At 62.6% G+C, this 14,673-nt stretch carries 17 protein-coding genes; 11 read left to right on the top strand and 6 right to left on the bottom strand.

Annotated elements, in window-relative coordinates:
• Positions 1-8: 8 nt before the first annotated feature.
• Complete coding sequence (locus I6E51_RS00320) at positions 9-383, bottom strand: CrcB family protein (RefSeq protein WP_197109071.1); 375 nt, start codon at positions 381-383, stop codon at positions 9-11.
• Positions 380-997, bottom strand: coding sequence for a CrcB family protein (locus tag I6E51_RS00315; protein ID WP_197107039.1), 618 nt, complete (start codon positions 995-997; stop codon positions 380-382). Before I6E51_RS00315 ends, I6E51_RS00320 begins: the two co-directional genes overlap by 4 nt.
• A gap of 91 nt (positions 998-1,088) precedes the next feature.
• Here I6E51_RS00315 and I6E51_RS00310 point away from each other — a divergent pair, with 91 nt between their 5' ends.
• Positions 1,089-2,447: a TrkH family potassium uptake protein gene (locus I6E51_RS00310; RefSeq protein ID WP_197107040.1), complete on the top strand. Its 1,359-nt coding sequence runs from the start codon at positions 1,089-1,091 to the stop codon at positions 2,445-2,447.
• Positions 2,440-3,138 carry a TrkA family potassium uptake protein gene (locus I6E51_RS00305; protein WP_231599606.1) on the top strand — a complete coding sequence of 233 codons (699 nt, stop codon included), beginning with the start codon at positions 2,440-2,442 and terminating at the stop codon, positions 3,136-3,138. The genes I6E51_RS00310 and I6E51_RS00305 overlap by 8 nt, the downstream gene beginning before the upstream one ends.
• A 36-nt stretch (positions 3,139-3,174) precedes the next feature.
• On the opposite strand, the gene I6E51_RS00300 is transcribed toward I6E51_RS00305, so the two are convergent.
• Complete coding sequence (locus I6E51_RS00300) at positions 3,175-3,819, bottom strand: alpha/beta hydrolase (RefSeq protein ID WP_197109070.1); 645 nt, start codon at positions 3,817-3,819, stop codon at positions 3,175-3,177.
• Positions 3,820-3,904: 85 nt separating this feature from the next.
• Here I6E51_RS00300 and I6E51_RS00295 point away from each other — a divergent pair, with 85 nt between their 5' ends.
• Genes I6E51_RS00295 through I6E51_RS00285 form a run of 3 tightly spaced genes read left to right on the top strand, consistent with a single transcriptional unit; the run spans position 3,905 to position 7,343 of the window.
• On the top strand, positions 3,905-5,572 hold the full coding sequence (locus tag I6E51_RS00295; protein WP_197107042.1) for a circularly permuted type 2 ATP-grasp protein: 1,668 nt from the start codon (positions 3,905-3,907) through the stop codon (positions 5,570-5,572).
• Positions 5,566-6,498, top strand: coding sequence for an alpha-E domain-containing protein (locus I6E51_RS00290; protein WP_197107043.1), 933 nt, complete (start codon positions 5,566-5,568; stop codon positions 6,496-6,498). The genes I6E51_RS00295 and I6E51_RS00290 overlap by 7 nt, the downstream gene beginning before the upstream one ends.
• Positions 6,495-7,343: a transglutaminase family protein gene (locus I6E51_RS00285; RefSeq protein ID WP_197109069.1), complete on the top strand. Its 849-nt coding sequence runs from the start codon at positions 6,495-6,497 to the stop codon at positions 7,341-7,343. Before I6E51_RS00290 ends, I6E51_RS00285 begins: the two co-directional genes overlap by 4 nt.
• Here I6E51_RS00285 and I6E51_RS00280 read toward each other — a convergent pair.
• Positions 7,340-8,668 carry an MFS transporter gene (locus tag I6E51_RS00280; RefSeq protein WP_231599726.1) on the bottom strand — a complete coding sequence of 443 codons (1,329 nt, stop codon included), beginning with the start codon at positions 8,666-8,668 and terminating at the stop codon, positions 7,340-7,342. The genes I6E51_RS00285 and I6E51_RS00280 overlap by 4 nt on opposite strands.
• 5 nt (positions 8,669-8,673) lie before the next feature.
• On the bottom strand, positions 8,674-9,090 hold the full coding sequence (locus tag I6E51_RS00275; RefSeq protein WP_197109067.1) for a MarR family winged helix-turn-helix transcriptional regulator: 417 nt from the start codon (positions 9,088-9,090) through the stop codon (positions 8,674-8,676).
• A 109-nt stretch (positions 9,091-9,199) separates the two neighbouring features.
• On the opposite strand from I6E51_RS00275, the gene I6E51_RS00270 reads away from it, so the two are divergent.
• From I6E51_RS00270 to I6E51_RS00250, 5 genes are read left to right on the top strand one after another with little or no spacing between them, the layout of a single operon-like run.
• Positions 9,200-10,126, top strand: a complete 927-nt coding sequence (locus tag I6E51_RS00270) for an alpha/beta hydrolase (protein WP_197107047.1) — start codon at positions 9,200-9,202, stop codon at positions 10,124-10,126.
• A complete protein-coding gene (locus I6E51_RS00265) occupies positions 10,127-10,588 on the top strand; it encodes an HIT family protein (protein WP_197107048.1) in 462 nt (153 codons plus the stop codon).
• Between the two features lie 33 nt (positions 10,589-10,621).
• Entirely contained in the window at positions 10,622-11,671 is a 1,050-nt protein-coding gene (locus I6E51_RS00260; protein ID WP_197107236.1) for a biotin/lipoate A/B protein ligase family protein, read from the top strand.
• A complete protein-coding gene (locus I6E51_RS00255) occupies positions 11,650-12,708 on the top strand; it encodes an iron ABC transporter permease (RefSeq protein ID WP_197109066.1) in 1,059 nt (352 codons plus the stop codon). The genes I6E51_RS00260 and I6E51_RS00255 overlap by 22 nt, the downstream gene beginning before the upstream one ends.
• Positions 12,705-13,460 (top strand): heme ABC transporter ATP-binding protein, encoded by a 756-nt coding sequence (locus I6E51_RS00250; RefSeq protein ID WP_197107050.1) that lies wholly within the window; start codon positions 12,705-12,707, stop codon positions 13,458-13,460. Before I6E51_RS00255 ends, I6E51_RS00250 begins: the two co-directional genes overlap by 4 nt.
• A 34-nt stretch (positions 13,461-13,494) precedes the next feature.
• Here I6E51_RS00250 and I6E51_RS00245 read toward each other — a convergent pair whose 3' ends face one another.
• Complete coding sequence (locus tag I6E51_RS00245; RefSeq protein ID WP_197107051.1) at positions 13,495-13,779, bottom strand: GNAT family N-acetyltransferase; 285 nt, start codon at positions 13,777-13,779, stop codon at positions 13,495-13,497.
• Between the two features lie 76 nt (positions 13,780-13,855).
• On the opposite strand from I6E51_RS00245, the gene I6E51_RS14120 reads away from it, so the two are divergent.
• Positions 13,856-14,668: a M15 family metallopeptidase gene (locus I6E51_RS14120; protein ID WP_197109065.1), complete on the top strand. Its 813-nt coding sequence runs from the start codon at positions 13,856-13,858 to the stop codon at positions 14,666-14,668.
• Positions 14,669-14,673: the final 5 nt, after the last annotated feature.

Raw genomic sequence — 14,673 nt, 5'->3', positions numbered from 1 at the left:
CGGTCGGGTCAGAGTGCCCGACCCAGCATGAGCCCGAGTGCCGCCATCAGTACGGCAACGGCAAGCATGCCGAAGGAGTTCGCGATCGCGAGCCACACCCGGTTTTCTTGCAGCAGGCGCAGGGTCTGAAAGCTCGTCGTGCTGAACGCGGTGAAGCCTCCGACCATCCCGACCCCGGCATAGAGACCGAGTTCTTCGGGCACAAAGTGCCCGGCTGTCATCCCGGTGATCAGGCCGAACAGGAACGATCCGCTGATGTTAATGATCGACATCGCCACCGGATAGTTGGTGCGGATGCGGCGGTGCACGAACGCGTTCACCGCCAGTCGAAGAGCGGCACCCATCCCGCCCGCGACGGTGATGAAGAGCGCCCCGATGATCATCGAACCAACCGTTCGTGTTGGCGCACAATGCGGTACCAGCTCTTCGACGTGAAGACGCCAAGCCAGACCGCTCCCGCTCCGGCGATGAGGGTTGCGCTGCCATAGGCAACCGCGAGCAGCACGTGGTGGTGTTCCGAGACGATCACGATGTCAACCGCGAGCTGCGCATAGCTCGTGAGGGCTCCCAAGAAGCCGACGGCGGTGAGCAGGCGGATGACGCGCATCCGTCTCGATTCCTGACGTTCGGCCAGGGTCTGCAGCAGCAGCCCGAGCAGGAACGGGCCGGCGATGTTGACGACGACGGTGCCGAGCGACAGGGTCTCCCAAATCGGGGTGGTCTGCGCAATGATGAACCGCACTGCAGCACCGAGACCGCCTCCGAGGGCAGCGAGCGCAAGATGGCGGGGCCGGATGCGGATCATCTCCGGCATCCCCACAACGGTGCGGGTTATCTCAATGTCGCTGTTCATGGGCAGCCGCGCCCGAAGGCGTCGGCGCCAGCGCGGGAAATACCACGGCCGTCGGAGGGGTGCGTGAAGTTCGTCGGCTTCGGCCTGCGTTCGATCGGTGGGGGTGCGCTCGCCCCGAGTCCGGTCGTCCGGGGTGTCGGGCACGGCGAGGTCTCCGGTCGTTGCGGTGGTTGATGTTAAGAATAGCGAATGAGAAGTCGTTACGTTTGGCCCCAAACAGGCGTACTGTATGCCGGTGCACAACATCCTTCGCGGGACGGGTAATAAGCGAAAACTGGTACACCCAGCGCAGCTCACCCTTCTCGGGTTTCTGATCGGTATCGCAGCGGGCACCGCCCTGCTGGCGCTACCTATTTCGCGTACCGGTCCCGGCGGCGCCACTCTCGTTGAGGCGTTCTTCACTGCGGTCTCAGCGATGTGTGTGACCGGCCACGTGATCGTCGATACCTCTACTTACTGGACGGGCTTCGGCCAAGTCGTCATCATGGTGCTCATCCAGGTGGGCGGCTTCGGTGTCATGACCTTCGCCTCCATTATCGGCATCGCGGTGGTTCGCCGCCTCTCGCTGCGCTCTCGGATTACGGCCGCCGCCGAAACCAAGAATGTTGGTTTCGGTGACGTGCGGTCGCTGGTTCTCGGTGTGCTCAAGATTTCGTTGATCATTGAGGGCGCCGGTGCGCTCATCCTGTTCTTCTGGTTCTTGCTTCGCTACGGCTACAGCGTGGGAGAGGCGGCGTGGCTTGCGGTCTTCCACGCAGTCTCGTCGTTCAACAACGCCGGCTTCGCGCTCTTCAGCGACAACATGATGTCGTTCGTTGACGACCCGGTGGTCTCACTCACACTGTGTGCCGAAATCATCCTGGGCGGCCTCGGCTTCCCGGTGATCATTCAACTGCTGCGCTTTGGCGGCAACCGCCTCAAGTGGAGCATGAACACGCGCATCGTCGTCGCCGCGACACCGCTGCTGCTCGTCGCGGGTGCCGCCTACATCACGCTCATCGAGTGGAACAATCCCGCCACCCTCGGCCCGCTCGACTGGCACACCAAGCTTCTGGCCGGCTTCTTCCAATCCGTGCAAACCCGCACCGCCGGCTTCAACAGCATCGATATCGGCGCCATGAGCGAAGCGACCCAGTTCGGGATGACCGCGCTCATGTTCATCGGAGGCGGCCCCGCCGGCACTGCCGGCGGCATCAAGGTCACGACGTTTGCGGTGCTGTTCTTCATCCTCCTCGCGGAGGTGCGCGGAGACGGCGTCGTGAACGTGTTCGGCAAGAGACTGTCGCGCGCGGTGCACCGCCAAGCGATCGCGGTGGTCTTGCTCTCGGTGGGCGTCGTCGCGACATCCACCATCGCCATCATGCTGCTCTCGGGGCTGCCGCTGGGCCCCGTGCTGTTCGAGACGGTGTCGGCCTTCGGAACGGTGGGCCTGTCGGAGGGCATTACGCCGGAGCTGCCAGTGGCGGCGCAACTGATTCTTGCGGTGCTCATGTTTGTGGGCCGTCTTGGCCCGATTGGTTTTGCTACCGCGCTCGCTCTGCGTGAGCGCGCTGTCCTGTATGAACTTCCCAAAGAAAGGCCGATCATTGGCTAAGTTGCGCATGTTTTCTGGTTCGGATGCCTCTACCGTGGCTGCGGCAGATTCGGTGGCGGTGATCGGGCTTGGCCGTTTCGGTCGCGCTCTCGCACTGGAGCTCATGGCCAACGGCACCGAAGTGCTCGGAGTCGATCTTGATGAGTCGATCGTGCAAGAACTCAACGGCCAGCTCACCCATGTTGTTGCGGCTGACTCCACGCGCGAAGAGGTGCTGCAGCAGCTGGCCGTGCCCGAGTTCGACCGCGTGGTTGTCGCGATCGGTAGTGACATTCAGGCGAGCATCCTCACGACCTCACTGCTGTTGCGGTTCAACGTTGCCCACGTGTGGGCGAAGGCGGTGAGCGACGCGCACGGCACGATCCTGGAGCAGCTCGGCGTGAGTCACGTGATCTATCCCGAAAAGGAGATGGGTCGCCGGGTCGCTCATCTCGTGCGGGGTTCGATGCAGGACTACCTCGAGATCGGCGACGGGTTTTCGCTCGTGAAGATGGCGCCGCCAGCCAGCATTGTGGGCAAGACTCTGGGCGAATCCCGCGTGCGTGCCACTGCGGGCGTGACGATTACCGCGGTGCGCCCGCAGGGCGGAGCGTGGACTTACACCGACCAAGACACTCTGATCGCCGCCGACGACACCATTCTTGTTTCCGGCCCCACAAACAAAGCGGAAGCCTTCAGCCTCCGCCGCTAACGGGATGACCAAGAAGTCGGTGCGCGCGAGCGGCTGTTAGCGCAGCGAGCTCAACCAGATCTCGCAGAGCGCCTGCCACGCTTCGGCTGGTGTGCCTTCGGCTAGGCCCAAGCCGTGCTTGCCGTCGGCGAAGACGTGCAGTTCGTGGCGCACTCCGGCCGCTGCCAATGCCGCAGCGAGTGGGTAGGAGTGCTCTGCGACCGGAACGGGCTCGTCAGCGGCGGTGTGCCAGATAAACATCGGGGGAGTGGCGGGCGTCACCAGCGACTCAAGGGAGGTGTCTTCCCGAAGATAATCGTTGGCATCCAGCCCAATGAGCTCTTTGCGTGACCCGGCGTGCGTCGGGGTCACCATGCTGACAACGGGGTAGCCGAGCACTGCAAAATCGGGGCGCTCTTCTGGCTTAGCGACGGGCGCGACGGCGGCGTGGCCGGCCAAATGGCCACCGGCTGAGAACCCGAGAACACCCACCAACGGGGCCCCTAGCGCACGTTCTTTCGCAATTTCAGACTGAATTGCCAGCAAAGGGGCTGGATGCTTCGTGCTGACGGGGTACTCAACGACGCGGGCATTCCAGCCAATCGATCGCAACCAGGCAGCAACGGGCTCGCCTTCGTGGGGTGCGAGTCGCGAATACCCTCCGCCGGGGAGAACAAGAATTGTGGGGAGGTTGGCAGCCATTACTTAACTGTAAATTGTGCAAGACATTTCGGCTGAATCAACGCACTAGCGAGCGGAAATTACACAATCGGCCTAGGGTCTGTACATGGCAGATTTGTTTGACGGATACACATCAAGCGCCTCCAAACGCACCGGACCAGCCGCGTGGGATGAGATGTTCTCTGCCGATAGCGAGATACGTCGCCCCTACCGCGAGATTCATGACGCGCTGGCGCAAATGACGCAAGAAGAGTTGCGCGGACGTACTGAAGCACTCGCCGACAGCTACCTCGCCCAGGGCGTTACCTTCGACTTTGCTGGCGAAGAGAGACCCTTTCCTCTGGATGCTGTTCCCAGAGTTATTGATCTCTCCGAGTGGAAACAGGTTGAGTCGGGGGTTAAGCAGCGCGTTCGAGCGCTCGAAGCATTCCTGGCCGACATCTACGGGCCCCAGAATGCCATCAAAGATGGTGTGATTCCCGCTCGGATGATCACCTCATCCAGCCATTTCCATCGGCAGGCGGCCGGTATTGAGCCGGCTAATGGCGTGCGCATTCAGGTCAGCGGTATCGACCTCATCCGCGACGAGGTCGGTGCGTGGCGCGTTCTTGAAGACAACGTGCGCGTGCCCAGCGGTGTGAGCTACGTGATCTCGAACCGTCGAGTGATGGCGCAGACGCTGCCTGAACTGTTCGTCTCAATGCGGGTTCGCCCCGTCGGCGACTACCCGCACAAGCTGCTGCAGGCTCTGCGCGCCAGTGCGCCCGGCGGCGTGGATGAACCCAACGTCGTTGTGCTCACTCCGGGTGTCTACAACTCCGCGTACTTCGAGCACACGCTGCTCGCCCGCCTCATGGGCGTCGAGCTCGTGGAGGGTCGTGACCTCTTCTGTTCTGGTGGTCGGGTCTGGATGCGCACCACCGCCGGTCCCACCCGCGTCGACGTGATCTATCGCCGGGTTGACGACGAGTTCCTCGACCCGCTGCAGTTCCGCGCGGACTCGATGTTGGGCAGCCCGGGCATGATGCTCGCTGCTCGCCTCGGAAACGTCACGATCGCCAACGCGGTCGGAAACGGTGTGGCCGACGACAAGCTCGTGTATACCTACCTGCCCGATCTCACCGAGTACTACCTCGGCGAGAAGTCGATCATCCCGAACGTTGATACGTGGCGGCTCGAAGATCCGGGAGCACTCGAAGAAGTGCTCGACCGTCTTGATGAGCTCGTGATCAAGCCCGTTGACGGCTCCGGCGGAAAGGGTCTCGTGATTGGCCCAGCGGCATCCAAGGCTGAACTAGAGACGCTCAAGAAACAGCTCCTCAAGGATCCCCGGGGCTGGATTGCGCAGCCTGTCGTGCAACTGTCGACGATTCCGACGGTCGTGGACGACGGTATGCGCCCGCGTCACGCCGACCTTCGCCCCTTCGCGGTCAACGACGGAAACGATGTCTGGGTGTTGCCGGGTGGCCTCACTCGTGTCGCCTTGCCGGAAGGCCAACTGGTGGTCAACAGCTCGCAGGGTGGTGGCTCGAAAGACACCTGGGTTGTGGGTCGTGAGAAAGTCCAGGAGTCCGAGAGCACGCTCCAGGGTCTCGTGGAGCGCCAGGCAGACACCGAGGCAATCACGATCATCACTCCCGAGATGCTTCTCGAAGCATCTGGGCACGCTGACCATGTTGAAGATCAGGACAGCACGCGATCGCTCACTCAGCGTCAACGCCAAGAAGAGCAGCAACAGCAGAGTGACGACACCGAGGAAGGTCAATCATGCTGAGCCGCATTGCAGAATCACTGTTCTGGATCGGGCGCTACATTGAGCGTGCTGACGGAACCGCCCGCATCCTCGACGTTCACCTTCAGCTGTTGCTCGAAGACCCGTGGATTGAAGAAGACGATGCCTGCCGCGCGCTCTTGAGCGTGATGGGCAGCGAGGCTCCGGCCGACGCTGTTCTCACCCGCGGCGATGTGCTGTCGATCCTCGCCGTTGACCGCACCGAGCCCGCCTCGATTGCGTATTCGCTCGGCGCCGCCCGCGAGAACGCTCGTCGTGCTCGCGAGATCGTGTCGACCGAACTGTGGGAGTGCCTCAACACGACCCAGGCTCGGATGCCGCGTCGCATTTCCGGAGACAAAGTCAGTGACTTTTTCGCCTGGGTTCGCGAACGCTCCGCTCTTGCCGTGGGAATCATCGAGTCCGCGACGAGCCGGGACGAAGCGTGGCAGTTCTTCACGCTCGGTCGCAGCCTCGAACGCGCAGACATGACGGCGCGACTGCTGGCCACCCGCAGTCTCACGGAGGCCAGTGGTCCGTCGTGGACGACCATCCTTCGTTCCTGTGGTGCCTATGAGCCCTACTTGCGCACCTACCGCGGTGTGCCGAGTGCCAGCAATGCGGCCGAATTCTTGCTGCTTGACCGGTTATTCCCGCGCAGCATCCTGTTCTCGGTGTCGCGGGCAGAGGATTGCATGCGTGAGCTTGAGCCGCGCCGCATGAACCGGGTGGGTGTCGGCGACGATGCTCAGCGACTGTTGGGCAAGATCCGCAGTGAGCTCGAATATCGACCGATTGCCGAAATTTTGGATGACCTGCCGCACCACATGGATCGTGTGCAGGCAGCAACGAGTGCGGCTTCGGAGGCAGTGCGTCAGCGCTACTTCCCCACGAATGCTGCTCCCGAGTGGGTTGGAGAGATCTCATGAAGCGTCTCAGGATCGTTCACTCCACAGGGTTTAGCTACGGCGGAGAAGTCACGGCCTCTTATAACGAGGCGCGGATGCTTCCTGCCAGTGTTGAGGGTCAACTCGTGTTGTTCTCCAACTTGGATATCTTGCCGCTCTCGAGCCAGAGCAACTACGTCGACTATTGGGGAACCCGCGTTGCCTCGTTCGAGGTGCTGACGGGTCACAAGGAGTTGTCGCTCACTGCGACGAGTCTGGTCGAGGTTCACGAGCGCACCCACGAATCCGAGTCCATTGGCTGGGCGGAGATGGCAGCCACGGCTGAGCTCTCGATGGAAGCTGTCGAGAACTTGAGCCAGACGTTGCGCACCGAACCTCCGGCAGAAGTTATTGCGCTCGCGAAAGACATCGCGGCTAAGTCAGATGATGCCTGTGCTGGTGCCCTCGAAATTTCGATGGCCATCGGTAACGCGATTCAGTACATGAGCGGTGTCACTGGGGTAGCGACGACGGCGACAGAGGCCTGGACCGGAGGCAAGGGTGTCTGCCAAGACATTGCGCATCTCGCTTTGGGCGCGCTGCGTTCCGTTGGCGTTCCTGCCCGCTATGTGTCTGGTTACCTGCACCCGAAACCGGATGCCGCGATTGGTGAAACGGTCGTCGGGGAATCCCACGCGTGGATCGAATGGTTCTGCAACGGGCAGTGGCGTGGCTACGACCCCACCAACCTCATCGACATCGGTGACCGGCACGTGCTCGTGGGTCGCGGCCGCGACTACAACGACGTGCCGCCGCTCCGTGGTGTCTATGCGGGCCCCTTCGGCTCAAAGCTGTTCGTGAGTGTGGAGATTACCCGCGAGGCCTAACTGGTGCGTCGGGTCGTGGTTTCCACGATCGCGATCTCTTGCGTCGCGAGCTCACGCTCTTCATCGGGCGTGGGCTCGGGTGGGAAGCGCAAGCGCAGACGGAAGCGGCTTTCGGGCACGCGGCCCACGCGCATCCCGCGACTGTAGACGAGCCAGATGATGGCGGCAGCAGCGGCAAGCAGGCCCGAAAGGGCGCCGATACCGAGTGCCCAGCGGGGTCCGAGTTCGTTGGCTGCCCAGCCGACGATGGGGGCGCCGATCGGTGTGCCGCCCGCGAAGATTGCGAGGTAGAGCGCCATGACGCGACCGCGCATGATGGGCGTTGTCGAGGTCTGCACGTAGGCGTTGGCGGTCGTCATCATGGTGAGCGAGAAAACGCCAATGATGGTGAGGGCGGCGCCGAACGTCCAGTAGCTGGGGGCGAAGGCGGCGAGGAGACAGGCGAGGCCGAAGAAGGCAGAACCCACGATGACGACCCCGAAGCGGGCATGTTCACGACGAGCGGCGAGCAGGGAGCCAACCACGGCACCGACCGCCATCATCGATGAGAGCAGGCCGAATTCGGCCGCTCCCTTGCCGAAGACTCCCGTGGCCATGGTCGCGATGAAGACCGGGAAGTTGAAGCCGAAGGTTCCGACGAGAAAGACCATGACGAGCACGATCAGGATGTCGGGCCGACCGCGAACGTAGCGCAGCCCATCCCGAATCTGGCCCTTCGCTCGGCCAAGCTTCGCCACGGGGAACAGCTGCCCGCGCCGCATGAACCAGAGCGACGCCAGCACGCCGGCGAAGGATGCCGCGTTCACGATGAAGACCGGCCCGGCACCGATCGCGGCGACGAGCACGCCCGCGACGGCGGGCCCGATGAGGCGAGCGGTCTGGAACGACATTGAGTTGAGCGCCACCGCGTTGGGTAGGTCTTTGGCGCTCACGAGTTCTGAGACGAACGCTTGGCGGGCCGGAGCGTCGATCGCGGTCGCGACTCCGAGCAGGAGTGCGAAGACGTAGACCTGCCACAACTGCACGTGACCCGAGATCACGAGGATGCCGAGCCCGAGAGCGAGAGCAAACTGGCTGAACTGGGTCCACAGCAGCACCGTGCGGCGGTCGAAGCGGTCGGCGATGATTCCCGTGAGTGGCATCAGCAGCAGCATGGGGCCGAACTGCAGCGCCATGGTGAAGCCGAGAGCGGCGGCGTCGTAATCGGTCAGGTCGGTGAGAACGATCCAGTCTTGGGCGGTGCGTTGCATCCAGGCGCCGGTGTTGGAGACGACAGCACCGATGATCCAGAGGCGATAGTTGAAGAGGCGAAGCGAGCGGAACATTGCGCTCACGAATTGGCCAACTTCAGTAGAACGGGAATGGCGGCGTGCAGGGCGGCATGCTCCTCGCGGCTGAGCCCCTCGAGCTCTGCGGCGAACCAGGCTGCGCGGCGTTGGCGGGTCTTGTCGACCAACTCGACTCCGGCATCCGTGGCTTCAATGAGCACTTTGCGGCCGTCGTCTGGCGAGCTGGAGCGGGTGATCAGGCCTTCGTCGCTGAGGCAGTTGACGGTGCGGTTCATCGAGGGCGGGGTGACGTGTTCATGTTCGGCGAGGGCGGCGAGGGTGCTGCCGCCGTGGTGAGTCAGCACGTAGAGAACGGAGAGTTGGCTGTCGCTGAGGGTGTCGTCGTGACGCTGCTGGCGGATGCGACGAGCGATACGCATGAGGGTGATTCGAAGCTCGTCGTCTAGTTTGTCTGGCACTTTCGTTAGTTTAGCAAATTAGTCTTGCTAACTAAATGGGAATCTGGCCGACTTTACCCATATTGCTTCGAACTTCACCGCCGTAGAATGGGTGCAGCAAGGAGGCCCAATGCCCAAGTTCACAGTGCCACGAACTGATCACTCCTACACGGATGCCCATGGAGTGACGATTCACTATTACGTGTGGCAGTCGCCCAAAGCCCATGCGGTGCTTCAGCTCACGCACGGCCTCGGCGACCACGCCCGCCGCTACGAATACCTCGCCCAAGCGCTCGTCGCTGCCGGCTACACGGTGTATGCCGACGACCACCGTGGGCACGGTGCAACCGGTCTCGACCAAAACGCGGGCGACGCCAGCAAACTGGGCAAACTCGGCAAGGGTGGCCTGCGGGCGGCGACCGAAAACATCCGCGACCTCACGAAGATTATTCGGGCCGACAACCCCGACCTTCCGTTGGCGCTCCTCGGCCACTCGTGGGGCTCGCTCATGGTGCAAGACGTGCTCAACCACCATTCCACGGAATATGAAGTAGCGGTCCTTACCGGCACCGCCCACCGCACCTTCGCCCACATGAACAGCGGCAACCTCAACGCCAAGCACAAAGACCTCGGCACCACCGGCTACGAATGGCTCAGCCGGGATCCGCAGATCGCCGAAGACTTCGTTCACGACCCGCTGACCTTCTATGCGGATGCCCTCAAACTCTTCGGCCCCGTTGATGGTTTGCGACTGATGGGGCGCCCAGCAAAGCACTTCGCTCGCGACATCCCGATTCTCATCATGATCGGCGACGAAGATTCGCTCGGTGGCGAAGCAAGCATTGAGGCGCTCGCCGCAGACTACGTGGTGCGCTCCAAGCTCACCGACGTTGAGGCCATCGTGTATCCGGGTGCCCGCCACGAAATCTTCAACGAGACCAACAAAGACGATGTCATCACCGACCTCGTGGTGTGGCTCGATGCTCGGCTCAAGCCCGTGCATCCTGACGCGACGCCTCCGGCGCCAGCCCACCCCGAGGCGACCGAACCCAAATAAATGGCATCAATTTTCACTGAGATTCTGAACGGCCGCTCGCCCGGGCGCTTTATCTGGGCGGATGACCGTGTCTTTGCCATTCTCACGATCGAGCCCCGCAAGCCAGGTCATGTGCTCGTGATCCCGCGCCTCGAGGTCGATCGGTGGAGCGAGCTCGACGAAGATCTCGCGATGCATATTTTCCGTGTCGGGCGGCTTATTGGTCTCGCCCAGCGTGACGAGTGGGATGCCGACCGGGTCGGTCTCATGTTCGAGGGTTACCGGGTGCCGCACGCGCACTTGCACGTCTGGCCGTCGTGGAATGTGTATGAATACAGCCACACGGGCATCAACCGTGACCCGGGTGCCGCCGCTCTCGACGAGGCTTTTCAGCGATTGCGAGCCCGCATGATCGAGCACGGTCATGGTGAGTTCGTGCCGCCGCTCGACTGGTCAATTCCGCACGCTGACACTGCCCAGTAGGCTGGATTCAGTACAACTAGACAGGGGTGAGTGATGCACGGCGAATTCAAGGTGCCCGGCGGAAAACTCGTAGTGGTCGATCTCGACGTTGTCGACGACGCCATCACCAACTTCCGGCTCGCCGGCGACTTCTTCCTCGAGCCGGATGACGCTCTCGAAGACATCAACGCCGCCATCAACGGGCTCCCCGCCAACTCTGACGCGAAGACCATCACGGCCGCGATTCAGCAGTCGCTGCCCGAGGGCACCGTCATGCTCGGCTTCTCTGCCGAGTCGGTCGCCACGGCCATCCGTCGTGCACTGCAACGTGCCACGACCTGGAAAGACTACGACTGGCAGATCGTCACTGGGCCGCCTCTTGAGCCGCGCATGCAAATGGCGATGGATCAGGTGCTCTCCGAAGAGGTAGCCTCCGGTCGCCGCCAACCCACTCTGCGCATCTGGGAGTGGAACAAGCCCGCCGTTGTCATCGGCAGTTTTCAGTCGCTGCGCAACGAAGTTGACCTTGAGAACGCGAAGAAATTTGGCTTCGAGGTTGTTCGTCGCATCTCGGGTGGTGGCGCCATGTTTATGGAAGCCGGCACCGTCATCACCTACTCGATCTACGCGCCGGTCGAACTCGTGCAGGGCATGACCTTTGCCGACTCGTACGCATTTCTCGACGAGTGGGTCATCATCGCCCTCAAATCACTCGGCATTGACGCCAGCTACCAACCCCTTAACGACATCGCGAGCCCGACAGGCAAGATCGGGGGAGCAGCCCAGAAGCGTCTCGGGGCGGGTGCTGTGCTGCACCACGTGACCATGAGCTACGACATTGATGGCGAAAAGATGGTGCAGGTGCTGCGCATCGGTCGCGAGAAAATGAGCGACAAGGGCACCAAGTCGGCAGCCAAGCGCGTCGACCCGCTGCGCAGCCAGACCGGCATGGAACGTGCCGACATCATCGACGCCATGGTTGCCACCTTCCGAGGGCTGCACGGTCTCACTGAGAGTGAATTGACCAGTGACGAGATCGCTCGTGCTGAAGAACTCGTGACTGAAAAGTTCGGCACCGAAGAATGGTTGCAGCGCGTTCCGTGAACACCACTCTCCGCGGCCTGACCCTCACGCTCACCCTTGCCGCGCTGCTGCTGGGCGGCATCGTGGCGTCGGCCGTGCTCGGGCAACTGCCCGTGAGCGCCGCCGAAGTTGGCGGGTCCCTGCTGCGCTCGCTCGGCTTCCAGAACGCCTGGGCACCGACCGATTCGATTGTGGAATCCACGCTCTGGGTGGTGCGTTTTCCGCGGATTGCGATGGCCATGGTCGTGGGCGCAGCACTCGCCGTTGCCGGTGCCGTGATGCAAGCCATCTTTGGCAACCCGCTGGCGGAGCCTGGCGTCGTGGGAGTCTCATCCGGTGCCGCTCTGGGCGCCGCGATTGCGATCGTAGTGGGCGTTGCCGCGCTCGGTGACAGTGCGATTGCGCTCTTCGCTTTTGTCGGCGGGCTGCTCGCGACCCTGCTCGTCTACTTCGTGTCGCGGGCCAACGGTCGCACCGAAGTTGTGACGTTGCTCTTGACCGGTATCGCCGTGAACGCCTTCGCTGGCGCAGGCCTCGCGTTCTTGCTGTTCGTCGCCGACTCGGGCAGTCGCGAACAGATCGTGTTTTGGCAACTGGGCTCGCTCAATGGTTCGCGCTGGAGCGAAGTGCTCATCGTCGCTCTCGTCACTGCGATCGGCCTTGTTGCCGCCGTGGTGCTCGCGCGCCCGTTCGACCTGCTCGCGCTGGGGGAGCGCAACGCTCGTCACCTTGGTGTGAACGTCGAACGCCTGCGCATCGTGTCGATCGTGATCGTCGCTCTACTCACCGGTGTGGCCGTGGCGTTCGTGGGAATCATTGCCTTCGTCGGTCTTGTTGTGCCGCACGCGATGCGCATGGCAATAGGGCCAGCGCACCGCCCACTCATCGTCGCGAGCGCTGTCGGCGGCGCAGTGCTACTCGTGCTCTCCGACCTGCTCGCCCGCTCCGTCGTGCCCGGCGGTGACCTGCCGATCGGTCTCCTCACCTCGCTCGTCGGCGGCCCCTTCTTCTTCTACCTCCTGTTCCGCCAACGCCGCCAGAGCGGAGGCTGGGCATGATTAGTGCACGCAACGTCAGCGTTCGGCTCGACTCTCGCGCCATCCTCGACGACGTCAGTCTCGACGTGGCCCCCGGCGAAGTCCTCGCACTCGTCGGGCCTAACGGTGCCGGAAAGTCGACGCTGCTCTCAGTCTTGAGCGGCGACCGCAAGCCAGACAGCGGAACCGTGACCATTGATGGGCGCGACCTTGGCGGCATCCGACATGCGGAGCTCGCCCGACTGCGTGCCGTGCTCACTCAAGAGAACACGGTGAGTTTTCCGTTCCGAGTGTCTGAAGTAGTCGCCATGGGGCGCAGTCCTTGGTCGCGATCGCTCGAGAGCCGCGACGACGTTGCCGTCGTCAATAACGCGCTAGCCGTGACGGATGTTGCCCATCTGGGGGAGCGTCGGTTCACCACGCTCTCCGGCGGCGAAAAGGCGCGCGTCTCGCTCGCGCGGGTTCTCGCTCAGCACACCCCTGTCGTGTTCTTGGATGAGCCGACCGCGGCCCTCGACCTGCGCCACCAAGAAGATGTCATGCGAGTCGCTCGCTCGATAGCTGCCGATGGCCGTGCCGTCGTGGTCGTGCTGCACGACCTCAGCCTCGCGGGCGCCTACTCCGATCGACTCGCCCTTATTGCTCACGGCACTCTCGACGCGATTGGCACTCCCAGCGAAGTGCTCACCGCCGAGCGGGTAGAGCGCGTGTACGGTCTCGCCGTCGACTTGCACGACGTCGGTGGGCATCCGGTAGTCGTCCCCCGTCGCTGACGGCAGCGACAGGAAGACCGGCCGCGAAGAGTGACTAACGGCTGAGAAGGTCGCGGTACTCGGGGTGATCGGTGATGAACTTATCGATGAATTCGCACTTCGCGACGACGCGGGTTTCGCTTTCGGCACGCACCAGATTGAGGGCACCGCGGGCTAGTTCGCTGCCGCGACCTCGGCCCCGAAATTTGGGATCAATTTCGGTGTGCACAAAAACGATCTGATCGTCGCGCAGTTGGTAGTCGGCGAGCCCGGCCTGCACGCCATCGACAAGCAACTCGTACCGGTGCATTGCAGGGTCGTGGATAACTTCGCTGGCCATTCTCAAAGCCTAGTCGCGGTGTCTCTGCTGGGGATGTGTTCTGCGGCGCGTCAAAGCATGGGAATAGTATCGATGGGTGTCTGATTCTCCTCCCCCCAAATCCGGCGGGTCACGCCGGCGATTGATCATCATTGCCGTCTCAGGCTTTGTGCTGATCGTTATCGCCGCAGTGGCTTCGTTTGTCGCGCTTGAGCCCAGTCCCGAGCCAGTTGCGACCGCAACCCGCACGCCGACACCGACTCCCACGCCCACCCCGACGCCGACACCTACCCCCACGCCCACGTTCGACAAAGCTCAGTTCTCCAACGACGACGCGACCAGCCTCTGGGTCGTCGCGAACAAGTTGGGTCCGCTCAACCCGCAAACCTACGAACCAAACCTCGTGTTCGTCGATGTCGCGTATGCATACGAGCCGTATCTGACGCCGGATGCCGCAGCCGCAGTGGTCGAGATGTTCACCGCGTTCAACGCCGAAACCGGGCTCCAGATGCAGTCGCAGAGCTCGTACCGCAGCTACTGGTCGCAAGAGAGCGTGTACGCGGGATGGGTATCGAGCCTCGGTCAGGAGGCAGCTGACCTCACGAGCGCGCGACCAGGACACAGCGAACACCAAACCGGTCTCTCGATTGACGTGAGCGCGTTGCCTGCGAATTGCACCCTCGATCAGTGCTTTGGTGACACTCCGCAGGGGCAATGGCTGGCGGCAAATGGGTGGAAGTACGGCTTCACTGTCCGCTATCCCGAGGGAAAAACCGACATCACCGGTTACGAGTACGAGCCATGGCACATGCGCTACGTGGGCAAGGAACTTGCCGCTGAACTTCACAGCACGGGCATCCAAACGCTCGAAGAGTTCTTTGGGCTGCCTGCCGCGCCGAACTATGGCTAGCCGCT

It is taken from the genome of Salinibacterium sp. NSLL17, from assembly GCF_015864935.1.
GTDB lineage: Bacteria > Actinomycetota > Actinomycetes > Actinomycetales > Microbacteriaceae > Rhodoglobus.
This window is presented reverse-complemented; position numbering and strand designations above follow the sequence as displayed.